This is a genomic window from Streptomyces sp. NPDC037273 (assembly GCF_055603625.1).
Map to the genome: position 1 here is coordinate 874535 of NZ_JBVJVO010000002.1, position 21318 is coordinate 895852.

Annotated in this window: 21 protein-coding genes and 1 pseudogene; 13 read left to right on the forward strand and 9 right to left on the reverse strand. The window is 72.9% G+C overall.

All coding sequences use genetic code 11. From position 1 onward, the window contains the following. Positions 1-5 precede the first annotated feature (5 nt). From ACZ7G1_RS09160 to ACZ7G1_RS09195, 8 genes and pseudogenes are all read left to right on the forward strand, one after another. Complete coding sequence (locus ACZ7G1_RS09160; RefSeq protein ID WP_470880674.1) at positions 6-1112, forward strand: magnesium and cobalt transport protein CorA; 1107 nt, start codon at positions 6-8, stop codon at positions 1110-1112. A gap of 162 nt (positions 1113-1274) precedes the next feature. Continuing rightward, positions 1275-2123 (forward strand): metallophosphoesterase family protein, encoded by an 849-nt coding sequence (locus ACZ7G1_RS09165; RefSeq protein ID WP_470880672.1) that lies wholly within the window; start codon positions 1275-1277, stop codon positions 2121-2123. Then, positions 2120-2797: a 4'-phosphopantetheinyl transferase family protein gene (locus tag ACZ7G1_RS09170; RefSeq protein WP_470880670.1), complete on the forward strand. Its 678-nt coding sequence runs from the start codon at positions 2120-2122 to the stop codon at positions 2795-2797. Before ACZ7G1_RS09165 ends, ACZ7G1_RS09170 begins: the two co-directional genes overlap by 4 nt. A gap of 48 nt (positions 2798-2845) precedes the next feature. After that, positions 2846-3187 carry a type II toxin-antitoxin system PemK/MazF family toxin gene (locus ACZ7G1_RS09175; protein WP_470880668.1) on the forward strand — a complete coding sequence of 114 codons (342 nt, stop codon included), beginning with the start codon at positions 2846-2848 and terminating at the stop codon, positions 3185-3187. Between the two features lie 149 nt (positions 3188-3336). Then, positions 3337-4536 (forward strand): S8 family peptidase, encoded by a 1200-nt coding sequence (locus ACZ7G1_RS09180; protein ID WP_470880666.1) that lies wholly within the window; start codon positions 3337-3339, stop codon positions 4534-4536. Positions 4537-4569: 33 nt separating this feature from the next. After that, entirely contained in the window at positions 4570-4905 is a 336-nt protein-coding gene (locus ACZ7G1_RS09185) for a hypothetical protein (protein WP_470880664.1), read from the forward strand. A gap of 12 nt (positions 4906-4917) precedes the next feature. Next, a pseudogene (locus tag ACZ7G1_RS09190) lies at positions 4918-5229 on the forward strand (FAD-binding oxidoreductase); the annotation flags it as partial. 546 nt (positions 5230-5775) lie between these two features. Further along, positions 5776-6096, forward strand: coding sequence for a BBE domain-containing protein (locus tag ACZ7G1_RS09195; protein WP_471204035.1), 321 nt, complete (start codon positions 5776-5778; stop codon positions 6094-6096). A 15-nt stretch (positions 6097-6111) separates the two neighbouring features. Here the strand turns inward: ACZ7G1_RS09195 and ACZ7G1_RS09200 are convergent, their stop codons facing one another. Next, positions 6112-6492: a nuclear transport factor 2 family protein gene (locus tag ACZ7G1_RS09200; RefSeq protein WP_470880662.1), complete on the reverse strand. Its 381-nt coding sequence runs from the start codon at positions 6490-6492 to the stop codon at positions 6112-6114. Between the two features lie 65 nt (positions 6493-6557). Between ACZ7G1_RS09200 and ACZ7G1_RS09205 the strand changes: the two genes are divergently transcribed. Continuing rightward, positions 6558-7235: a 4'-phosphopantetheinyl transferase family protein gene (locus tag ACZ7G1_RS09205; protein WP_470880660.1), complete on the forward strand. Its 678-nt coding sequence runs from the start codon at positions 6558-6560 to the stop codon at positions 7233-7235. 32 nt (positions 7236-7267) lie between these two features. Here ACZ7G1_RS09205 and ACZ7G1_RS09210 read toward each other — a convergent pair whose 3' ends face one another. The 3 genes from ACZ7G1_RS09210 to ACZ7G1_RS09220 all read right to left on the reverse strand — a co-directional run bounded on the left by ACZ7G1_RS09210 (position 7268) and on the right by ACZ7G1_RS09220 (position 9888). Continuing rightward, on the reverse strand, positions 7268-8542 hold the full coding sequence (locus ACZ7G1_RS09210) for an NAD(P)/FAD-dependent oxidoreductase (RefSeq protein WP_470880658.1): 1275 nt from the start codon (positions 8540-8542) through the stop codon (positions 7268-7270). A 138-nt stretch (positions 8543-8680) separates the two neighbouring features. Beyond that, positions 8681-9073 (reverse strand): VOC family protein, encoded by a 393-nt coding sequence (locus ACZ7G1_RS09215; protein ID WP_470880656.1) that lies wholly within the window; start codon positions 9071-9073, stop codon positions 8681-8683. Further along, the gene (locus tag ACZ7G1_RS09220; protein ID WP_470880654.1) at positions 9070-9888 is read right to left on the reverse strand and encodes a bestrophin-like domain; all 819 of its coding nucleotides are present in this window, start codon (positions 9886-9888) and stop codon (positions 9070-9072) included. Before ACZ7G1_RS09220 ends, ACZ7G1_RS09215 begins: the two co-directional genes overlap by 4 nt. Before the next feature lie 432 nt (positions 9889-10320). Between ACZ7G1_RS09220 and ACZ7G1_RS09225 the strand changes: the two genes are divergently transcribed. Both ACZ7G1_RS09225 and ACZ7G1_RS09230 read left to right on the forward strand, forming a co-directional pair. Then, complete coding sequence (locus ACZ7G1_RS09225) at positions 10321-14556, forward strand: molybdopterin-dependent oxidoreductase (protein ID WP_470880653.1); 4236 nt, start codon at positions 10321-10323, stop codon at positions 14554-14556. Positions 14557-14640: 84 nt separating this feature from the next. Beyond that, positions 14641-15111: a hypothetical protein gene (locus ACZ7G1_RS09230; protein WP_470880651.1), complete on the forward strand. Its 471-nt coding sequence runs from the start codon at positions 14641-14643 to the stop codon at positions 15109-15111. A 66-nt stretch (positions 15112-15177) separates the two neighbouring features. Here the strand turns inward: ACZ7G1_RS09230 and ACZ7G1_RS09235 are convergent, their stop codons facing one another. Next, positions 15178-16728, reverse strand: coding sequence for an MFS transporter (locus tag ACZ7G1_RS09235; RefSeq protein ID WP_470880649.1), 1551 nt, complete (start codon positions 16726-16728; stop codon positions 15178-15180). 142 nt (positions 16729-16870) lie between these two features. On the opposite strand from ACZ7G1_RS09235, the gene ACZ7G1_RS09240 reads away from it, so the two are divergent. Beyond that, entirely contained in the window at positions 16871-17596 is a 726-nt protein-coding gene (locus ACZ7G1_RS09240) for a TetR/AcrR family transcriptional regulator (RefSeq protein WP_470880647.1), read from the forward strand. Positions 17597-17611: 15 nt separating this feature from the next. Here the strand turns inward: ACZ7G1_RS09240 and ACZ7G1_RS09245 are convergent, their stop codons facing one another. From ACZ7G1_RS09245 to ACZ7G1_RS09260, 4 genes are all read right to left on the reverse strand, one after another. Beyond that, positions 17612-18973, reverse strand: coding sequence for an MFS transporter (locus ACZ7G1_RS09245; RefSeq protein ID WP_470880645.1), 1362 nt, complete (start codon positions 18971-18973; stop codon positions 17612-17614). Positions 18974-19071: 98 nt separating this feature from the next. After that, complete coding sequence (locus tag ACZ7G1_RS09250; protein WP_470880643.1) at positions 19072-19431, reverse strand: ArsR/SmtB family transcription factor; 360 nt, start codon at positions 19429-19431, stop codon at positions 19072-19074. 29 nt (positions 19432-19460) lie between these two features. Further along, positions 19461-19667, reverse strand: a complete 207-nt coding sequence (locus ACZ7G1_RS09255; RefSeq protein WP_470880641.1) for a cold-shock protein — start codon at positions 19665-19667, stop codon at positions 19461-19463. A 223-nt stretch (positions 19668-19890) separates the two neighbouring features. Beyond that, complete coding sequence (locus tag ACZ7G1_RS09260) at positions 19891-20487, reverse strand: TetR/AcrR family transcriptional regulator (protein ID WP_470880639.1); 597 nt, start codon at positions 20485-20487, stop codon at positions 19891-19893. A 180-nt stretch (positions 20488-20667) separates the two neighbouring features. Here ACZ7G1_RS09260 and ACZ7G1_RS09265 point away from each other — a divergent pair, with 180 nt between their 5' ends. Continuing rightward, positions 20668-21297: a ScbR family autoregulator-binding transcription factor gene (locus ACZ7G1_RS09265; RefSeq protein ID WP_470880637.1), complete on the forward strand. Its 630-nt coding sequence runs from the start codon at positions 20668-20670 to the stop codon at positions 21295-21297. Positions 21298-21318 lie beyond the last annotated feature (21 nt).

Below are 21318 nucleotides of genomic sequence, written 5' to 3' on the forward strand. Positions count from 1 at the left end.
CGACGATGTCCGACCGCCGCCCCCGCGCGGCGTGGCGCCGCCACCCCGAGCCGCCACCCGAGACCACGTCCGCGCAGACGCCACCGGACCCGCCCAGCGTGGTCCAGGTCGGGCTCTACCGCGACGGCCACCGCGTCGCCTCCCCCGCCACCCTCGCGGAGACCTTCCGCCGGCTGCGCGAACAGCCCGCCGGCATGGCCTGGATCGGCCTCCAACACCCCACCCACGAGGAACTCCACTCGCTCGCCGCCGAGTTCGACCTCCACGAACTCGCCGTCGAGGACGCCATGGAGGCCCACCAGCGCCCCAAACTCGAACGCTACGGCGACACCCTCTTCGTCGTCCTCCGCGCCGCCCGCTACCTCGACGCCCAGGAAGAAGTCGACTTCGGCGAACTCCACGTCTTCGTCGGCCCCGACTTCCTCATCACCGTCCGCCACGGCGCCGCCCCCGACCTCTCCGCCGTCCGCCGCCGCATGGAGGAGAACCCCGACCTCCTCGCCCTCGGCCCCGAAGCCGTCCTCTACGCCATCCTCGACGCCGTCGTCGACGGCTACGCCCCCGTCGTCGCCGGCGTCCAGAACGACATCGACGAGATCGAGACCGAAGTCTTCGGCGGCGACCCCGCCGTCTCCCGCCGCATCTACGAACTCTCCCGCGAAATGGTCGAGTTCCAGCGCGCCACCCGCCCCCTCGTCGGCATGCTCCACGCCCTCATCGCCGGCTTCCCCAAATACGGCACCGACGAAGAACTCCAGCGCTACCTCCGCGACGTCGCCGACCACGTCACCCACACCAGCGAACGCGTCGACAGCTTCCGCCAAGCCCTCACCGACATCCTCACCGTCAACGCCACCCTCGTCACCCAACAACAAAACGCCGAAATGCGCGCCCTCGCCGAAGCCGGCTTCGAACAGAACGAAGAGATCAAGAAAATCTCCTCCTGGGCCGCCATCCTCTTCGCACCGACGTTGGTGGGCACGATCTACGGCATGAACTTCGACCACATGCCGGAGCTGCACTGGGCGGGCGGGTATCCGTTCGCTGTGGTGCTGATGGCGGTGGTGTGCACGAGCCTGTACGTGGTCTTCAAGCGGAAGGACTGGCTGTAGAGGTTTCCCTCCGGGTGGCCGTTCCTTTCTGGGTCGTCGTGGGCTTTCGGCCGGCGTTGACAGGGGTGGGGAGGATCGAAAGGATCTCGAACAGCGAGAAGGGGCCCCGGGGGTGGTGCGGGGCGGGAAACGGCGCGAGGGGGAGAGGGTGTGGATGCCCGCGTGACCCACGGAAAGCTGTTCGCGCTCAGCGACCAGCATGTCACTCATCAGGAGAACCGGCGGATCACGGAGTCGTTGCGGCCGGAGTCGGACGAGGACTGGCTGATCGTCGCCGGGGATGTCGGGGAGAAGTTCGAGGACATCGCGTGGGCTCTGGGGCTCGTGGCCGGGCGGTTCTCGCGGGTGATCTGGGCGCCGGGGAACCATGAGTTGTGGACGCATCCGACGGACCCGGTGACGCTGCGCGGGGTCGCCCGGTACGAGGCGCTCGTCGAGTTGTGCCGGGGGCTGGGTGTGCTGACGCCCGAGGACCCGTATGCGGTGTGGCGGGGCGGGGAGGAGCCGGTGACGATCGCGCCGCTGTTCGTTCTGTACGACTACTCGTTCATGGCGCCCGGGGCGCGTGACAAGGAGGAGTCGCTCCGGGTGGCGCATGAGGCGGGGGTGGTGTGCACGGACGAGTATCTGCTGCATCCCGATCCCTATCCGTCGCGGGACGCCTGGTGCCGGGCCCGGGTGGCGCTCACCGAGGAGCGGCTGGCGGCGGTCGATCCCGGGCACGGGACCGTACTGGTCAACCACTATCCGCTGGTGCGGGAACCCACCCGTGTGTTGCGTCATCCGGAGTTCGCGCAGTGGTGCGGCACCGAGCTCACGGCGGACTGGCACCGGCGATTCCGGGCCGTCGCCGCTGTCTACGGTCACCTGCACATTCCCCGGGTGACCTGGCACGACGGGGTCCGGTTCGAGGAGGTGTCGATCGGGTATCCGCGCGAGTGGCGGCAGCGGCCGCCGCGCTCGCCGCTGCGGCAAATCCTGCCCCGGCCGGCCGGGGAGCGTTCGGCGTGATCGGGTCGGTGCTCCCCGAGGGCGTCGTCGGCGTCACGTCGTACGAGGAGCTGACGCCGGCGCAGGAGGGGCCCGACCGGCTCTTCCCGGCCGAGGCGGCGGCGGTCGTGAATGCCGTGGCGGGCCGGAAGGCCGAGTTCACGACCGTGCGGCTGTGCGCACGGCGTGCCCTGGCGGTGCTGGGCGTGCCGCCGGCGCCGCTCGTGCCGGGCAGGCGCGGTGTGATCACCTGGCCGGAGGGGGTCAGCGGCAGCATGACGCACTGCGCGGGCTTCCGGGCGGCGGCCGTCGCGCGGACCGAGGTCGCGGTCTCCCTCGGGATCGACGCGGAGCCCAATCTGCGGTTGCCCGCGGGGGTCCTGGCGTCCATCTCGCTTCCGCGCGAGGCGGCCGCGGTCGCGGCACTGGCCCGGCGTCGTCCCGGGGTCCACTGGGACCGGATGCTGTTCAGCGCCAAGGAGTCGGTGTTCAAGGCCTGGTACCCGCTGACCGGGCGCGAGCTGGGGTTCGAGGAGGCGGAGGTCGAGTTCGACGCGGCTTCCGGCACGTTCTCGGCGCGGCTCCTCGTGCCCGGGCCCGAGGTGGCCGGGCGACGCCACGACGTGTTCTCCGGCAGGTGGGGGGTGGGGCGTGGTTTCGTCCTGACCGCGGTCACGCTGCCGGGAGTAACGTGATGATCGGTCCGCCTCGGAGCGGACCGCCCTTCCCGTCTGGAGGTACCCGTGCGGCGTGGTGAAGTCTGGTGGGCGGATTTCGGGGAGCGGCGAGCGGTGGTGCTGCTCTCCGAAGGCGCGAACGGCGAGTTCCGCGGCATGCAGATCGTCGAGCCCGCCCCCGTCGACATCACGGGCATGGGTCTCGAAGTCCCCCTCGGCGCCGCCGACGGCCTCCCCCTCGAAGGCGTCGTCCGCGTCGCCTTCCCGCAGCCCGGCGTGACCCCCTGCACCTGGCTCGCCACCCTCACCGAACGGGACGTCAGCGAGCGGGCAGGCGCCGTGTCCGACGCCCGGCTCGACGAGATCGAGGAAGCGATGCGGCTCGGCGGCATCCCGATCGAGGTCTGACGGGAGCGGTACGGGGGTCGGCGGGCGGCCTGGCTCCCGCTGTAGGTCGCAGGGCATTGAGGTGATGTTTGGGGCTTCCGCCGGAAACGGCCGGGGTGTCGTCGCCGGTGATCGTTGCCGCGTGATCACCTCCCGGAATGAACACCGGAATGAACACACGTACCAGAGTCGCTCTTGCTTGCGCGTGCGGCGCGGCCCTGGCCCTCGTCGCCCCGTGGGCGACGGCGGCGGAGTCCGCCGCGGCGCCCGAGCCGGGCCCCGCGCCCCTGATCACGGCGGCGGACGCGGTGCCGGGCAGGTACATCGTGAGTGTCGACGGGACGGCCGACGCCGCCGGGATCGCGGAGAAGCTCGGGCTGAAGCCGACGTTCGTCTACGAGAAGGCGCTCCACGGTTTCGCGGTGCCGCTCAACGCGGTGCAGTTGGACCTGGTCCGCAGGACGGCGGGGGTGGCCTCGGTCGAGGAGGACGCGGTGGCCCTGGCGCCGCCGCAGCCGGCCGTCACGCCCGCGCAGCCCCGGGGGCCGGCCGCGACCTGGGGCCTGGACCGGATCAACCAGTGGAAGCTGCCGCTCGACCAGGACTTCACCACGCGCGGGAGCGGCGCGGGGGTGACCGCGTACATCCTCGACAGCGGGATCGACTACGGGCACGACGAGTTCGGCGGGCGGGCCGTGTTCGGCTTCGACGCGATGGGTGACGGGCGGGCGGGCCAGGACTGCAGCGGCCACGGCACCCATGTGGCCGGGACGGTGGCCGGCAGCACGTACGGGGTGGCCCGCAAGGCCGGTCTGGTCAGCGTGCGCGTCCTCGGCTGCGACGGCCGTGGCGCGTACTCGGGCATGATCGCCGGTCTCGACTGGATCGCCAGGAACGCCCGGCAGCCCGCCGTCCTCAACGGCTCACTCGGCGGCAACCGGTCCGCCGCCCTCAACGACGCCGTCACCGCCGTGCAGCGCGCCGGCGTGCTGCCCGTCATCGCGGCCGGCAACGACGCCAAGGACGCCTGCGAGGTCTCCCCCGCGTCTGCGGACGGCGTCGTCACCGTCGCCGCCTCCAACGTGTGGGACGAGGAGACCTCCTTTTCCAACCACGGCCGCTGTGTCGAGCTCTTCGCCCCCGGCCAGGCCATCCTGTCCGCCAGGCTCGGCGGCGGCTCCGTCTCCCTGAACGGCACCTCCATGGCCGCCCCCCACGTCACCGGCGTCGCCGCCCTCTACAAGGCCGCGCACCCCACCGCCTCCCCCGCCGAGATCAGCCAGTGGCTCGACGGCAACTCCACCAAGGGCCTTCTCACCAACCTCAGTCCCGACACCGCCGACAAGCTGCTGTACACCGGCGGCCTGTAGGCCCGGCCGACGGATTCAGAGGAGAGACGACCAATGGAGATCAGCCGAAGAGCCGCCCTGCGTGCCGGTACGGCCGCGGCCGTCGGAGCCGTACTGGCGCCCGGACTCGCCGATACGGCCACGGCCGCCGGAGCCGTACGCGCGCCCGGACTCGCCGGTCCTGCCACGGCGGCCGCCCCGGCGGACCTCGCCGACCGGGGCGCGTGGCGGGAGCTGCGGCGTGCGCTGAGCGCGGCCGCCCGTCTGTACCGGCCCGGGGACGGGGACTATCCGGCCCAGGCCGCGGCCGACAACCGGCGGTACGCGTCGGTCCTGCCGGCCGGAGTCGTGGCCTGCGCGACCGAGGGCGACGTGCGGGCGCTGCGGTAGGCGGCGAAGCACGGTGTGCCCTTCGTACCGCGCTCCGGCGGGCACAACTACGCGGGCCACTCGACGACGACCGGTCTGGTGATCAGCCTGCGGGCGATGAACCGGGTGGCGCCGGACGGGCGCCGTCTCCATCTGGGCGGCGGGGCGACCAACTCCGACGTGTACGCGGCCCGGGACGCCGGCCTGTACTTCCCGGGCGGGCGCTGTCCGGGCGTCGGGGTCGCGGGGCTCACGCTCGGCGGCGGGCTCGGCTTCAACGACCGCAAGTGGGGCCTGACGTGCGACCGCCTGGCCGAGACGCGGGTCGTGCTCGCGGGCGGCAGCCTGGTGCGCGCCACCGAGAGGGAGAACGCGGACCTGTTCTGGGCCTGTCGTGGCGGCGCGGGCGGTAACTTCGGCATCAACACGGCCTTCACGTTCGACGCCGTGCCCGTGGGGTCGCTGCGGGCGACGGTCTTCGACCTCGTCTTCGGGCTGGATTCGGCCGTGGACGTCGTCCGGGAGGTGCAGGACGTCCTGGCCGGGGACGGCGCGGGCGACTTCGACGTCCGGGTCGGTTTCAAGCACGCGGGTGACGGCACCACGAGTCTGTGGGTGCTGGGGCAGCGGCTCGGCCCCGAGGACGCCCTGCGCCGGCTTCTCGCGCCGCTCCTGGCGCTCCGGCCCTCCCGTGCGCGCGTCGAGGAGCTCGGCTTCTGGGGCGCGCAGGACCGGCTGATGGAGACCCCGGGGGCCAGGGACTGCTACGCCTCCCGGTCGCTCGTTCCCGACCGGTGGCTGGGTGCCGGCACGGTGGCGGAGATCGCCGAGTGGGCGCGGGCCTGGCGTCCAGGACCGGCGAGGGCCACCGGCTATGTGACGCTGTTCGCGATGGGCGGCACCACCGACCGGCTCCGCCCCGGCGACACCGCCTACCCCCACCGGGATGCCACCTATGTCATCGACATCGGCACCCACTGGGCCCCCGGCACCCCGCAGGCGGCGGTCGACGGCCTCCTCGCCGGGACCGGCGCCCTCCACCGGGCCCTCCGCCGCCGCCTCGGCACCTCGGCCGCCTACGTCAACTTCCCCGATCCGGACCTCGGTGACTGGCGGCACGCCTACTACGGCGCCAACTACCCCCGCCTGGCTGCCGTCAAGCGTCACTACGACCCCACGGGCCTCTTCCGCCACCCCCAGTCCGTCGTCTAGCCGCCCGGACGGGCGTCAGAACATGGTGTTGTCGTTCCGGGACGTGGGCGGGACGACCTGGAGGACGTCCCAGTGTTCGACGATCCGGCCGGCGGGGTCGAAGCGGAAGATGTCGATGCCGGCGTACGCCTCGTCCGGCCAGGTCTGGTGGCAGTGCAGGACGACGTGGTCGCCCTCGGCGAAGGCGCGCTTGAAGGCGACGTGTTTGCCGGGGTACTCGGCGGCCATGCGCTCGAAGTAGTCGACGAAGGCCTGCTTGCCGTCGGCGACGTGCGGGTTGTGCTGGATGTAGGTGTCACCGGCGTAGCGGTCGATGGCCTCGGCGGGGCGGCACTGATTGAACATCAGGTCGTAGAAGGCCTTGGCGGTGGCCTTGTTCTTCTCCGGGTCGCTCATACTCTCACCGTAGGGTCGGGCGGGTGCGGAGGGCGGCTTCGACGACCCGAGGGGGAGGGTGTGGCGTGATCGAGGAGTTGCTTCCCGGAAGCGTGGTCGCGGTGGAGAGCCACGACCACACCTGTCTGGAATCGGAGCTGTACCCCGAGGAGGCGGCGCTCGTGAGCCGGGCCGTCGAGAAGCGGCGCCGGGAGTTCACGGCCGTACGGGCCTGTGCCCGGCGCGCGATGGCGAAGCTCGGCCTGCCGCCGCAGCCGGTGCTGCCGGGCCGGCGGGGCGCGCCGGCCTGGCAGGAGGGTCTGGTCGGGAGCCTCACCCACTGCGAGGGCTACTACGCGGCCGCGCTGGCGCTCGGCACGGACCTGGCCTCCCTCGGCATCGACGCCGAGCCCCGGGCCCCGCTGCCCGAGGGCGTCCTCGGTGCCGTGTCGCTGCCCGTCGAGCGCGACCGCCTGGAGCGGCTCGCGGCGGACGACCCCGCTGTCCCCTGGGACCGGCTCCTGTTCAGCGCGAAGGAGGCCGTCTACAAGGCGTGGTCGCCGCTGACGGGCACGTGGCTCGACTTCGCGGAGGCCGACATCGAGTTCTCCGTACGTCCCGGCGGCCCCCCGCGCGGGGAGTTCCACGCCCGGCTCCTCGTACCGGGTCCACGGGTCGGAGGCCGCCGGCTCGACGGGTTCGACGGGCGGTGGACGGTCCGGGACGGCTTCGTGGCGACGGCGGTGTCGGTGCCGCACGCCTGACCGTAGGGGGGGTACGGGTTACTGGCTGTCCGTCAGGTACGGGATCCGGACTGAGCGCGTGCGGAGCGACGGTGCTTGATGTTGACGGCCGCGGCCTTGGCGAGCGCCCGGGGGGCCAGGAACTGGCGGGGGCCGATGAGGCGGGAGGCGAAGAGGTGCATGTGGCGGGCCATGGAGGCGTCGCGGGCCGCCGCGGAGAAGAGGAGGCGTTCGACGGGGTTGAACGGGCGGGACTTGGCGTAGTCGACGGAGAGGAACTGGTGGCCGTTGAGGCGGCGGCGGTGGGTGCGCGCGTAGGCGGCCAGGGAGGCGTCGAGGTCGCCGGTGGCGGTGGCGGCCGGGGCGACGGCGTCGGCCAGCCATTGGGCGGACTGGAGGGCCCAGGCGCAGCCGACGCCCCAGAGGGGGTCGCCGGTCAGGGCGGCGTCGCCGATGAGGGCGAGGCCGGGGGCGGTGGGCTTGCGGGTGTGGAGTGGGTAGTCGAGCATGCCGATGATCTTCGAGACGCGTTCGGCGTCGTCGAAGGAGGGTGCGTCGGGGAGGCCGCGGAGGAGGTCGAGGAAGCTGCCCTCCAGGTCTTCGCGGAAGGCCGGCAGGCGCTTCTTGTCCGGGAGGACGGCGACGACGGTGACGCCGTCGTCGTTCGGGAAGGCGTAGGCCGCGTCGGGGTCGAGGAACCAGGCGTGGCTGATGCCGTCGCGCAGGGGCAGGCCGCGGAAGTGCGCGAGGTAGCCGAACCGTCCGTTCTCGTGCGTCCGGGTGGGCATCGCGGCGTACTTGGCCACGGCTGAGTCCTTGCCGTCGGCGCCGACGACCAGGCGGGCCCGTATCTCCCGCTCGCCCCGCCGTGTCGTGGCGCGCACGCCGAGGGTCCGCCCCGCCTCGGCGATCAGGCCGCTGACCTGGTGGCCGAGGAGCAGGTCGACGCCGGGGGTCTCGGCGGCGCGGGCCCTGATCATCGGGTCGAGGGTGCTGCGCCGGATGTTGTACGCGTAGGGCAGCTCGGGTCCGCCGGGTGCGGGGCGCGGTTCGATCCAGCCCCAGCGGGTGTACCAGCGGGCGTCGTTGCGGATGGCGCCCGCCTTCTCCAGGGCGGGGACCAGGCCGAGTTCGTCGAGCACGGGGTAGGCGGCCGCCTGCATGGCGTGGGTGCACAGGACCTTGTACGACTCCGGGTCCGAGCGGCGTTCGAGCAGGGCGACACGGGCGCCGCGCCGGGCGAGCAGGATCGCCGCGGCGCTGCCGGCGAGGCTCGCTCCGCTGATGACGACGTCGTACTCGGGGGCCGCGCTCTCAGGGCTGGTCATGCTCTGATCTCCTTCGGGTGGGACACCGTACTCGGGAGTAATGCAGAGCAACTGCGCCAGGAGCATGGCCTGTTGTCAAGGGCCTCGGCATGCCGGACGGCTCCCCCGCCGACCAGCCCCCCTCTGGCCGGCGTCCGGCTATTCCGGCTTGGTCGCGATCTGGATCAGGTTGCCGCAGGTGTCGTCGAGGACGGCGACGGTGACGGGGCCCATGTCGACGGGCTCCTGGGTGAAGCGGACACCGAGGGCGCGCAGGCGCTCGTACTCGGCCTTGACGTCCTCGACGGCGAACTGCGCGAGCGGGATGCCGTCCTTGACGAGCGTGTCGCGGTACGTGCGGGCGGCCGGGTGGCGGGCGGGCTCCAGGAGGAGCTCGGTGCCGCCGGGCTCGTCGGGCGAGACGACGGTCAGCCAGCGGTCCTCCTCGCCGACCGGCACGTCGTGCTTCTTCACGAAGCCGAGGATGTCGGTGTAGAAGCTCAGGGCCTTGGCCTGGTCGTCGACGAAGACGCTGGTCAGGTGGATCCTCACGGGGTGCTCTCCTCCGCTGCCGGGGGCTCGTCCCAGTACCGGGCGAGCGCTCCTTGACGGTACGGTGCCGGACTGACACTGAGCTCGCCCGCGAACGGCCTGTCGAGGACGAGGACGAGCAGCAGGCTGAATCCGATGAGGCCGGCCACCGAGGCGACGAAGAGGAGCTGGATCCTCCGCCGTCGCATTCCGTAGAGGAAGGTGAGCGGGATCAGGACCAGCGCGCCGCCGAAGGCGAGGAGCTGGAGCAGCGGGGGGAGCTGCTGCTCGGCCATGGTGAGGCGGGCGCGGCGCTGGGCGGCGATGTCGTTGAGGTGGCCGACGGCCTCCTCGTAGAAGACCTCCTCGCCGGCGGACTTCGGTTCGTACGACTGGAGTACGTCGAAGACGCCCTGGAGGCTGTTGGCGGTGGCGTCGTAGTCGGGCGTTCCCTCGCGCATCAGGGGCCACTGCTTCTCGACGACTCCGTGGACGTAGCCGCTGAGCGCGATGTCGAGCCGGTCGCGTACGGGGGCGGGGAAGGCGGCGGCGTCCCGGGCGATGAGCGCGGCGTCGGTGGCCTCGGTGGCGACGACGGTCTGCGTGCTCTCCAGCTGGGTCCAGAGGGTGACGATGACGAACGCGAGGATGATCCCGTAGATCGCGCCGAACATCCCCAGGGTGACTCCGACCATGTCGTTGTGCTCCCCCTCGGCCAGCGACGGGTACTTGCGGCGGGTGAAGAGGCTTCCGACGACGGCCAGGAGAATCGTCCCGCCCACGATGACGACGGTCAGGTTGAAGGTGCTGAAGTTATTGAGCAGCCAGAGCGACATGTGCGGGGAGTCTAGGTACCGCGTGATCTCCGGAATCCCGCCCGCCGGCGCCGCTCCGGCCTCGTCGCACGCCCGCGTGCGGGGGGCGAAACCGGCCACCACCACGGAAGGGCCGGGCGCGCGCCGCGCGCACGCCCCGCGCACGGGCGTCGCCTCGCCGTGCGGCGAAACCACACCATCGAAGGAGCCGTGCCACCGTGCCTTGACGTCTTCGGGGCCGGGCCCGGCCCTTGTGCGGCTTGAGCCGTCCTCCGGTCGCTCACGGTAATCTCCCGGCCGTCGTGCGGGGCGTGTAACGCCGGGTGCCCGTGGCGTGTGACGGTCCGGAAACGCGCGGTTCGTACCGTCGGAGGCCGTGGGAGACCTCCCACGGTCCGGCGGTTCCGGCGCGGGTCGGGGCGGGCGGAGTGTTCCTGAGGGGGAGGAGTCCCGGTGGCGTCGTCGGACTCGCGGGCCGAGGCTGTCCGGACGGTCTGCTCGTACTGCGGGGTCGGCTGCGGGATCGTCCTCGACGTGGAGCGCGACCCGGCGACGGGCCTGCGGCGCGCGGTGAAGGCCTCCGGGGACAAGGCGCACCCGGCGAACTCCGGGCGGTTGTGCACGAAGGGCTCGACGAGCGCGGACATGATGGCGGCCCCGGGGCGGGCCCGTAAGGCGCTGGTACGGGCGGAGCGGGGCGGCGAGCCCGTGGAGACGGACGTCGACGCGGCCGTCACGGCGGTCGCGGACCGGCTGCGCGCGATCCTGGACGAGCACGGGCCGGACGCGCTGTCGTTCTACGTCTCGGGGCAGATGTCGCTTGAGGCCCAGTACCTGGCGAACAAGCTGGCAAAGGGCTTCGTGCGGACCCGGCACATCGAGTCGAACTCGCGGCTGTGCATGGCCTCCGCGGGCTCCGGCTACAAGCTCTCGCTCGGGGCGGACGGCCCGCCCGGCTCGTACCAGGCCTTCGACCGGGCCGACGTGTTCCTGGTGATCGGCTCGAACATGGCGGACTGCCATCCGATCCTGTTCCTGCGGATGATGGAGCGGGTCAAGGCGGGCGCGAAGCTGATCGTCGTCGATCCGCGGCGCAGCGCCACCGCCGACAAGGCGGACCTCTTCCTGCAGATACGCCCCGGCACCGATCTGGCGCTGCTCAACGGGCTACTGAACCTGCTCGTCGCCGAGGGGCACACGGACGAGGCGTTCATCGCCGAGTTCACGGAGGGCTGGGAGGGGATGCCCGCCTTCCTCGCCGACTATCCGCCCGCCCGGGTCGCCGGGATCACCGGGCTGGCCGAGGACGACATCCGGCGGGCCGCACGGTGGATCGGCGAGGCCGGCGAGTGGATGAGCTGCTGGACGATGGGGCTCAACCAGTCCACGCACGGCACCTGGAACACCAACGCCCTGGTCAACCTGCACCTCGCCACCGGCGCCCTCTGCCGGCCCGGCTCGGGCCCCTTCTCCCTGACCGGCCAGCCCAACGCCATGGGCGGGCGCGAGATGGGCTACATGGGTCCGGGGCTGCCGGGGCAGCGGTCGGTCCTCGTCGACGCCGACCGCGCCTTCGTCGAGGAGCTGTGGAACCTCCCCGGCGGCTCGATCCGTACGGAGGTGGGCAGCGGCACGGTGGACATGTTCGAGCGGATGGCCGCCGGTGACATCAAGGCGTGCTGGATCATCTGCACCAATCCGGTGGCCTCGGTCGCGAACCGCAGGACGGTGATCGCCGCCCTGGAGGCCGCCGAACTCGTCGTCACCCAGGACGTGTTCGCGGAGACCGAGACCAACGCGTACGCGGACGTGGTGCTGCCGGCGACGCTGTGGGCCGAGTCCGACGGCGTCATGATCAACTCCGAGCGGAACCTCACCCTCGTCCAGGGCGTCGTCGACCCGCCGGGCCAGGCGCTGCCCGACTGGCGGCTCATCGCCCGCGTCGCCTGCGAGTTGGGCTTCGCCGAGGCCTTCACGTACACGAGCGCGGAAGAGGTCTTCGAGGAGCTCAAGCGGGCCTGGAACCCCCAGACCGGCTGGGACCTGCGCGGAGTGACGTACGAGCGGCTGCGCGGCACCCCCGTCCAGTGGCCGGCCCCGACCGCCGAGGGCCCCGACCGCAACCCGGTCCGCTACCTGAACGACGGCGTCAGCCAGACGCCGCTGGTGCGGGAGGACGGCAGCCGGCCGCGCCTCGCCTTCCCGACCGAGAGCGGACGCGCCCGCTTCTTCGCGCGGCCGCACCTCCCGGCGGCCGAACTCCCCGACGACGACTACCCGTTCGTCCTGAACACCGGCCGCCTCCAGCACCAGTGGCACACGATGACGAAGACCGGCAAGGTCGCCAAGCTCACCAGGCTGGCCCCGGGCCCCTTCGTCGAGGTGCACCCCGAGGACGCGGCGTCCCTCGGCGTCACCGGCGGCGACCACCTGGAGATTTCCTCGCGCCGCGGCCGGGCCGTCCTCCCCGTGGTGGTGACCGACCGGGTCCGCCCCGGCGACTGCTTCGCCCCCTTCCACTGGAACGACCTCTTCGGCGAGTACCTCAGCATCAACGCCGTCACCCACGACGCCGTCGACCCGGTCTCCTTCCAGCCGGAGTTCAAGGCCTGCGCGGTCGCGCTGAGCCGCACGACGGCGCCCGTGCCCCAGGCACGCCGGGACGACGAGCCCGAGGCCCCGGCCACTCCCCTCCCCGAGGCGGCGCCGGCCGCCGCGCCCGGGGCCGCGCTCGCCGCGCTGCTCGGCGTCGCCGACCTCACCGCGCCGCCCGCCTTCACCGCCTCCGAGCGCCAGTACCTGGCGGGATACGTGTCCGGCCTCTCCGGACTCCCCGGCGTGTCCGCGGAGGCCGCCGCGCCGCCCGAGGGGCGGGTCGCGGTCCCGGTGCTCCCGTCCGGCGCCCCGCTCGATCCGGCCCGCGCGCTGTGGGTCGACGGGCTCCTCGCCGGGATGTTCTCCCGCACCAGCGCCCCCTCGGCGCGGGCCGGGCTCTCGACGCCGGCCGCCGACGCCGTGCCCGCGCGCCGCCTGCTCATCCTGTGGGCCTCGCAGACGGGCAACGCCGAGGACTTCGCCGCCACCGTCGCCGGCTCCCTGTCCGGCGCGGGGCGGGCGCCCAAACTGCTCTCCATGACGGACGTCGACCTCTCCCGACTCGGCTCCGACACCGACCTGTTGGTGGTCACGAGCACCTTCGGGGACGGCGACGCCCCCGACAACGGCGCCGAGTTCTGGCAGGCCCTGAACTCCCCTGACGCACCGCCCCTGACAGGCCTGCGCTTCTCCGTCCTCGCCTTCGGCGACTCCAGCTACGACGACTTCTGCGGGCACGGCCGCCGCGTGGACGAGCGGCTCGCCGAACTCGGCGCGACCCGCCTGCACCCGCGTACCGACTGCGAACCCGACCACGAGGAGAGCGCCGGAGCATGGCTGTCCGGAGTCCTCGCCTCCCTGACCCCGGCCGGTCCCCCTGCCCAGCCCCCGGCGACGCCCCCGGCCCGCACCTCGACCCCCGCCGCCCGGATCCAGTCCCCCGCCCCCGCCCCCGCCCACTCCCCTCAGGGCTCGTACTCCAAGTCCTCGCCCTTCTCGACCCTGCTCGTCGGCAACCGCCTGCTGAGCCTGCCCGGCTCGGGCAAGGAGGTCCGCCGGTTCGCGTTCGACACGCGCGGCGGCGAGCTGGCGTACGAGGCGGGCGACGCGCTCGGCGTGTGGCCGGTGAACGGGTCCGGGCTCGTCGGCGAGTGGCTCGCGCTCACCGGCCTCGACCCGGAGGAGCCCGTCGGGGTCGGCGACGCCGGGCCCGTCCCGCTGGCCGAGGCGCTGCGCACCCGTCTGGACATCAGCCGCATCACGCCGGACCTGCTCAGGTTCGTCGCGGACCGCACGGGCAGCCACGAGCTCAGGCGGCTGCTCCGCCCGGGCAACAAGGACGAGCTGGCCAAGTGGAGTTGGGGTCTGCAGGCGGCGGACCTGATCGGCGCCTTCCCCGTACGGGCTTCCGCGGCGGACTGGACGGGGGTGCTCAAGCGCCTCCAGCCGCGGCTGTACTCCATATCGTCGAGCCCGCTCGCGCATCCCGGCGAGGTCGGCCTCACCGTCTCGGTCGTGCGCTACGCCAACGACCGGGGGCGGGAGCGCGGGGGCGTCTGCTCCACGTATCTGGCCGACGGTGCCGACGACGGCCCGGTCCAGGTCTTCGTGCGGCGCTCCCCGGCGTTCCGCCCGCCCGCCGACCCGGCGGCCCCCATGATCATGGTCGGCCCGGGCACGGGCGTGGCCCCGTTCGTCGGCTTCCTCGAAGAGCGCCGGGCCCGCGGCCACGCGGGGCCGAACTGGCTGTTCTTCGGCGAGCAGCGCGAGGCCACCGACTTCTACTACCGCCGCGAGCTCCAGGACCACCTGGCGGCGGGGCACCTCAGCCGGCTCGACGTCGCCTTCTCCCGCGACCAGCGGACCAAGGTGTACGTCCAGGACCGCATGCGCGAGCACGGCGCGGCCCTCTGGTCCTGGCTGCGGGACGGCGCCCACTTCTACGTCTGCGGCGACGCCGGCCGCATGGCCGAGGACGTCGACCGGACCCTCCGCGACGTCGTCGCACGGCACGGCGGGATGAGCGCGGAGGACGCGGCGGTGTACGTCAAGCAGCTGGCCGCCGACCGGCGGTACGTCCGCGACGTGTACTGAGCCACACGTCCGATCGGGCGTTGAAGTCGGCCTGGGCCGTGTCGCGGGCTGCGGCGTCGGGGGGCGTCGCATAACTGTGAGCCCATGGCCAACGACTACACGGAACCGCTGATGACCGCCCCGCACGACCGTCCCCACCCGCACCGCCGTCCCGCGCAGGGGCACGCGCCCCTGGCGCGGAACGTGCCCGACGGGACCGGCCGCCAGGCATCGAGGCCCGCGAGCGCGCGGCTCGTGGACCCGTACCTCCGGATCATCCTGAGCGCGCTCGGGCCGCGGAGGGCGACGGCGTTCCTGACGGCGGCGCTCAAGGCGCACCAGGAGGAACGGGCCCGCGAAGGAACGATTCAGCTCGGGTTCTGCGCGTACCTCTCGGACCGTCTCGACGAGTCGTGGGGGCGGACCCTGGCCGAGATCTCCGCCTGGGAGGCGATGCAGGCCGTCCGCCGCCTCGTCCGCGCCGACCCCGAGGCCGACCTCGGGCGCCAGCTCGCGCACGGCCTCGCGCTCGCCCTCGCCGTGGCCTCCGGACCGGCGCCGTCGCCGGCGCACTGACCTCTCCTGCCCACACAGCGAAGAGCCGGTGCCCTCGGGCACCGGCTCTTCGCTGTGTGACGGGCGTCAGGCGACGGACTCCGCCTTCTTCGCCGGCTCTTCCTCCGGCCGCGCCGCTTCGGCGGCGTCGATCCCGGTCTCGGTCCCGGTCCCGGTCTCGGTCTTCTTGGTGTCCCGCATGACCAGGGTGGCCAGGACGGCGGCGGCGAGGACGCCGATCGCGCTGATGGTGAAGGTGGTGGACATCGAGGCGGTGAAGGCCTCGCGGGCCGCGTCGGCCAGGCGGGCGTCGCCCTGGGCGACGGCGAGGGCTCCGCCGATCGACTGCTTGGCCTGCTCGGGGGCACCGGCCGGCATCTCACGGGAGAAGGTGCTGGTGAGGAGCGAGCCGAGGATGGCGATGCCGAGCGCGGTGCCGGCCTGCTGGATGGTGTCGTTGAGGGCGGAGCCGACGCCGGCCTTCTCAGCGGGGATGGTGCTCATCAACGCGCCGACGGCGGCCGGCATCGCGAGTCCGGCGCCGAGGCCGAGGAGGCCGAGGGCGACAGCCGGGACGGTGAAGCCGGAGTCGGCGCCGACGGTGGTCAGGAGGGCGAAGGAGGAGGCCATGACGAGCATGCCGACGAGGATCAGGATCCGGTTGCCGATCTTCGCGGCGAGGCCGGCACCGGCGCCGTTGCCGATCAGGGCGGCGACGGCGAGCGGGACGAAGGCGAGGCCCGCCTTGACCGGCGAGTAGCCGAGGACGAACTGCAGGTACTGGGTGAGGACCAGGAGCAGGCCGCCGTTGCCGATCTGGACGAGGGTCAGCGAGAGCGAACCGCCGCTGAAGTTGCGGTGCTTGAAGAGGACCAGCGGCACCATCGGCTCGGGGGTGACGTTCTCCCAGACCACGAATCCGGCGAGGGCGACGACCGCGACGGCCAGGGTGACGAGCGAGCGGCCCTCGAAGGCGCCGTGCTGCGGGATCTCGATGATCCACCAGATCAGGGCGGTCATGCCGACGACGGAGAGGATCGCGCCGAGCGGGTCGGGCTTCTGCCACGGGCCCTTGGACTCGGGCATGAGGGTGAGGGCGGCGAGGACGGCGAGCGCGACGACCGGGACGTTGATGAAGAAGATCGAGTGCCAGGAGAAGTGGTCGATCAGGACGCCGCCGAGGACGGGGCTGCCGACCAGGCCGAGCATCGACACCGAGCCCCAGGCCGCCATCGCCTTGGGCCGCTCGTCCTCGTCGAAGACGGTGATGAGGATGGAGAGGGTCGAGGGCATGATCAGCGCGCCGCCGACGCCCATCGTGATCCGGGCGGCGATGACTTCGCCGGGGGTGGTGCAGACCGTCGCGGCCAGGGAGGCGGCGCCGAACAGCAGCAGGCCGATCACCATGACCTTCCGCCGGCCGAAGCGGTCACCGAGGCTTCCCGAGGTGAGCAGGAGGCCGGCGAAGACCAGGATGTAGGAGTCCAGGATCCACTGGATGTCCTGGGCGCTCGCGCCGATGTCCTCGGTCATGGAGGGGACCGCGACGGTCAGCGCCATGCTGTCGACCACCAGGACCAGGGTGCTGAGGCACAGCACGACCAGGATCCACCAGCGGCGTGGGTTGCGGGTTTCCATCGGGAGTTCCCCCTCGGCTTTCGTTCTGCTTCCTTCGATGCGAACACTGTACGCATCTGCGCACAGCGTTCGCAACCCCCGAGCGCTGTACGCTGGAAGCGCACGATGTACGCACCGAAGTCGCAGCCGTTGAAGGAGGACCATGGCCGCCAAGGCGAACCCCGTACCGTCCGTGTGGGCACGCGAGCAGTCCGCCCCCGACCAGCCCGCGCTCAGCCGGACCGCGATCGTCCGCGAGGCGATCGTCATGCTCGACGCCGACGGCATCGAGGCGCTGAGCATGCGCAAGCTCGGCGCCCGCCTGAACGCCGGCGCGACCTCCCTCTACCGCCATGTCGCCACCAAGGACGAGCTGATGGAGCTCGCGGTGGACGAGGTCGCCGCCGAGATCACCGTCCCGGCCCCCGGCGGTCCCTGGCGCGAGGCCGCCGCCGAGGCCGCCTCCTCGTTCCGCGCGACGGCCCTGCGCCACCCGTGGCTCTCGTCCGTCCTCGGCCAGGCCGGCCTCGCCTATCTGGGCCCCAACCTCATGGCGTACTCCGAGCGCCTCGCCACCCTCTTCGCGGCGAGCGGCTTCCCCGAGCCGAGCCGCGCGATCGACACCCTCCTGTCGTACGTCATCGGCATGAGCACCACCGAGGCCGCCTGGCTCACCACGGTCGCCCGCTCCGGCGAGACCGAGGCCGGCTTCATCGCCCGCCTCATGCCCGCCGCCCAGCAGGCGGCGGCCGACCACGACCACCTCGCCGAGGCGTACGCCCACGCCGCCGTCCACGCCGCCGTCGACCCCGTCGCCACCCGCGACGCCAAGTTCGCCTACGGCCTCGACGTCGTCCTGGACGGCCTGGAGATGCGCCTCCCCCGCTGACGGGCCACGCGCGGCTCAGGGCCGCGCCGGGGCCTTCGGCCAGTGCCGGTGCAGCGCGTCGATGCGGAAGTCGTGCGCGTGCGGGCCGCCCGCCCCGACCAAGTGCGGGTGGCCCGCCGGGAGTTCGGGGTGGACGTGCGGCAGCTCGGCGGGGTCCGTACGGGGCCACAGACGGGCCGCCGCGACGGCCCCGAGCAGGGCGACGGCGGCGAGCACGGCCGCCGAGACGGCCGGGTCCGCACGCACCGCGAGCCAGCCGGCGAGCGGATACGTGACCAGCCAGCACGCGTGCGAGAGCGAGAACCGGGCCGCGAACGCGGCCGGCAGGTCACCGCTCCCCGCCGAGCGGCGCACCACCCGGCCGCCCGGCGTCAGCACCGCCGAACCCGCCGCGCCGACGACCAGCCAGACCCCGAGGAGCGCGGGCCAGGACCACGCCCCCGGCGGTACGGCGAGCCCCACGGCCAGTGCCCCGAGCGCCCCGGGCAGCACGCACGCCGCCCGCACCATCACGGCACGGTCCTCGGCCCGCCCGAGCACCCTCGGCAGCAGCAGGGCCACCGCCATCGACCCCGCCCCGTACGCCCCCAGGGCGAGCGGTACGTCTCCGGCGGAACGGCCCAGGGTGTCCCGTACCAGCAGCACGGTGTCGACCAGCACCACGGCCCCGGCCGCCGCGACCGCCAGATCCAGGGCGAGCAGGGCCCGCAGGCGCGGGGTCGCGAGCAGGAGGCGGGTCCCGAAGACCACCTTGGCGTACGCCCTCCGGGCCCGGCCGGCGCCCTCCTCGGGCAGGTCCCGCGCCGGCGGCGGGGGCAGGGCGGTGGCACGGACGAGGAGGGCAGAGGCGAGGAACCCGGCGGCGGTGCCGGTGAAGAGCCAGGAGTACGGCATGACGGTCAGCAGCGCGGCGGCGAGCACCGGACTCGCCAGGTTCTCCAGGTCGTAGGCGAGCCGGGAGAGCGACAGGGCCTCCGTGTACTGCCGTTCGTCCGGCAGCACCTGCGGGACGGTCGCCTGGAACGCCGGCGTGAAGGCGGCCGAGGCGGCCTGGAGCAGCAGGATCAGGACATAGACCTGCCAGACCCGGCTGACGAACGGCAGCGAAAGGGCGACCACGGCCCGCGTCAGGTCCATCGAGACGAGCAGCGCGCGCCGGGGTACGCGGTCGGCGAGCGCGGTGACGACCGGGGCGATCCCCACGTACGCGGCCATCTTGATCGCGAGCGCGGTGCCGAGCACGGCGGCCGCGTCGGCCCCCGCGAGGTCGTAGGCCAGGAGGCTCAGCGCCACGGTCGCGAGGCCGGTGCCGGCCAGGGCTACGACCTGGGCGCCGAACAGACGCCGATAGGTGCGGTTGCGCAGCACGGACAGCATGGACGCCTCCGGTCGGGCCGCGGCGGACGACGGATGTCCCCACGGTAGCCGACACGTGCACGCGTGCGCACATGTTCACGCGCTGACGGGTCGCCCGCTCAGGCGTGCCAGGGCTCGCCGGTCACCTCGTGGTCGGCCCGGCTGATCGCCTCGACGACCAGGCGCTTCAGATGGCCGTCCGGCATGGCGTACACGACCCGGCGACCGTCCTTGCGGGACTGGACGAGCCCGCCGAGCCGCAGCTTCGCCAGGTGCTGGCTCACGGCCGGGCGGGCGGCCCCGCAGGCCTCCGTCAGGGCGCCGACGTCGGCCTCGCCGCGGGTGAGCAGCCACACGAGGTGGAGCCGGGTCGGGTCGGCGAGCAGCGCGAAGACACCCGCCGCCGCGGAGAGTTCGCGCGGGCCCGGCGTCCGCTCGTGCGCATGGGAGGCGGCCCCGGGTTCCACTCGTTCGGACATGGGCCCATCGTAGGCAGCCCCCCGCACCGTCAGACGCGCAGCTCCTTCGCCTCGAACCGGCCCTCGCCGAGGACCAGGACGAAGGAGACCTGCTGCCCCTCGGAGAGGGTCCGCTGGCCTCCCTCGATGTCCTCCGCGCTGAAGTAGACCTGCTCCTCGGAGCCCACCGGGACGACGAACCCGTACCCGGCGGCGCGGTTGAAGGACCGCACGAACCCTATGCTTCTGCCTTCCACGGCGGCCTCCCTCGCGTCACCGGCGATGCCCCTCACAGGACATCTACCCCGTACGCCCGCCCCCCGCCATCCGGCCCCGCCGAGTCTCGTACAATATTCAACCGAGGCCCGGTGCCGGAATTCCCCCGTGTCCGACACCGGGCCTCACCGACTTCTCCGGCTGCTCCGACTTCTCTGGCCGCTCCGGCTACTCCGGCCGCTCCGGCTGCCCTGTCAGAAGGTGTCAGACGGTGACGCCCGGATACGCGATGCGCGCGGTGATCCGGGCGATGCGCCGGGCGGACTCCTCGGGCGAGGCCACCGGCTGGACGATGTGGCTGACCGTGAGGCGGACGATGGTCTCGACGGCGAGGCCGCGGGATTCCTCGTCGACCTCGGGCCAGGCTTCGATCGCGTAGGCGTCGAGCATCACCATCGCCGTGCCGAAGACCGGTTCGGGGCGGGTGGTGAGATAGGCGAGAAGGTCGTCCTCACCGCCGCGCGCCGCGACCAGGACGCTCTTGACCAGCGGGTTGTCCACCGCCTGCTGGAGCGTGTAGCCGACACCCGCGGCGGCCGCCGCCTCCAGATCGCCGCGGTGGGCGTCGAGTTCGCGCTGGATGCCGACGAGGAAGCCCTCCAGCTCGCGCTGGACGAGCGCCTTGCCGATGGCCTCCTTCGACCCGAACTCGTTGTAGAGGGTCTGGCGGCTGATGCCGGCGGCCCGCGCGATGGCGGTCATGCGCAGCCCGCCCCAGCCCTCGGCCGCCACCAGGCGGTAGGCGGCGTCGAGCACCTGCTCCCTGAGCAGGGACCGAACACTCTCGCGGAAACGTGTCATCGTGCCCCCACTGTAGCCACCGGGAGCACCGCGAAAGGCCGCCGCCGGAGGACACCCCGACCCCCGGCAAAGCCTTTGCCGCCGGGGTCGACCGTGTGATCATCGAAAGGGCCATGCACCGCGCGGAAACCTCCTACAATACCAAGCAGTCGGTTTGGAGTTGTCGAGCGGGAGCCATGGGTGACCAAACAAGAGCGGGCCGCGCGGACCCGTGACGCGCTGATCAAGTCCGCGGCCGCCGAATTCGACCGCCGTGGCTACGACTTGGCCACCCTGTCCGCGATCAGCACCGGAGCGGGCGTGAGCCCGGGGGCGCTCCACTTCCACTTCGAGAACAAGGCGGCCGTCTCCGTCGCCGTCGAGCGGGAGGCGGCCGCCCGCCTGCGCCGTACCGCCCGGCTCGAATACCGCCGGCCGTCGAACGCCCTGCAGAACCTCGCCGACACCACGCACGCGCTCGCCCGGCTGCTCCGCGGGGACGTCGTCGTCCGCGCGGGCTTCCGGCTCAGCTGCGCCAGCGACCGGCGCACGGAGCTGAATCTGCGCCAGGAGTGGCAGAGTTGCGTCCAGCAGCGGCTGGCCGAGGCCGCCGACGAGGGCCTGCTCGCCTGCGGCCCCGACCGCCAACAGGACCTCGTCCGCGCCGTCGTGGCCGCCACCGTGGGCCTTGAGGCCCTCGGCCGCGACAACGACGAGTGGCTCTCCCCCCGCACCGTCACCGGCCTCTGGCAGACCCTCCTGCCCCTCCTCGCGGGCCCCTCGGCCCTCCCGGACCTGGAACCCGCCGGCGCGGTGACCCCGGTCGGCTGACGGCCCGCGGGCGCGCGCACG

Excerpts from the sequence above, each read along its gene's own strand:
- ACZ7G1_RS09160 (WP_470880674.1), top strand. The coding sequence starts at position 6 with ATGTCCGACCGCCGCCCCCGCGCGGCGTGGCGCCGCCACCCCGAGCCG.
- ACZ7G1_RS09180 (WP_470880666.1), top strand. The coding sequence starts at position 3,337 with ATGAACACACGTACCAGAGTCGCTCTTGCTTGCGCGTGCGGCGCGGCC.
- ACZ7G1_RS09185 (WP_470880664.1), top strand. The coding sequence starts at position 4,570 with ATGGAGATCAGCCGAAGAGCCGCCCTGCGTGCCGGTACGGCCGCGGCC.
- ACZ7G1_RS09195 (WP_471204035.1), top strand. The coding sequence starts at position 5,776 with ATGGGCGGCACCACCGACCGGCTCCGCCCCGGCGACACCGCCTACCCC.
- ACZ7G1_RS09200 (WP_470880662.1), bottom strand. The coding sequence starts at position 6,492 with ATGAGCGACCCGGAGAAGAACAAGGCCACCGCCAAGGCCTTCTACGAC.
- ACZ7G1_RS09210 (WP_470880658.1), bottom strand. The coding sequence starts at position 8,542 with ATGACCAGCCCTGAGAGCGCGGCCCCCGAGTACGACGTCGTCATCAGC.
- ACZ7G1_RS09220 (WP_470880654.1), bottom strand. The coding sequence starts at position 9,888 with ATGTCGCTCTGGCTGCTCAATAACTTCAGCACCTTCAACCTGACCGTC.
- ACZ7G1_RS09230 (WP_470880651.1), top strand. The coding sequence starts at position 14,641 with ATGGCCAACGACTACACGGAACCGCTGATGACCGCCCCGCACGACCGT.
- ACZ7G1_RS09235 (WP_470880649.1), bottom strand. The coding sequence starts at position 16,728 with ATGGAAACCCGCAACCCACGCCGCTGGTGGATCCTGGTCGTGCTGTGC.
- ACZ7G1_RS09240 (WP_470880647.1), top strand. The coding sequence starts at position 16,871 with ATGGCCGCCAAGGCGAACCCCGTACCGTCCGTGTGGGCACGCGAGCAG.
- ACZ7G1_RS09245 (WP_470880645.1), bottom strand. The coding sequence starts at position 18,973 with ATGCTGTCCGTGCTGCGCAACCGCACCTATCGGCGTCTGTTCGGCGCC.
- ACZ7G1_RS09250 (WP_470880643.1), bottom strand. The coding sequence starts at position 19,431 with ATGTCCGAACGAGTGGAACCCGGGGCCGCCTCCCATGCGCACGAGCGG.
- ACZ7G1_RS09260 (WP_470880639.1), bottom strand. The coding sequence starts at position 20,487 with ATGACACGTTTCCGCGAGAGTGTTCGGTCCCTGCTCAGGGAGCAGGTG.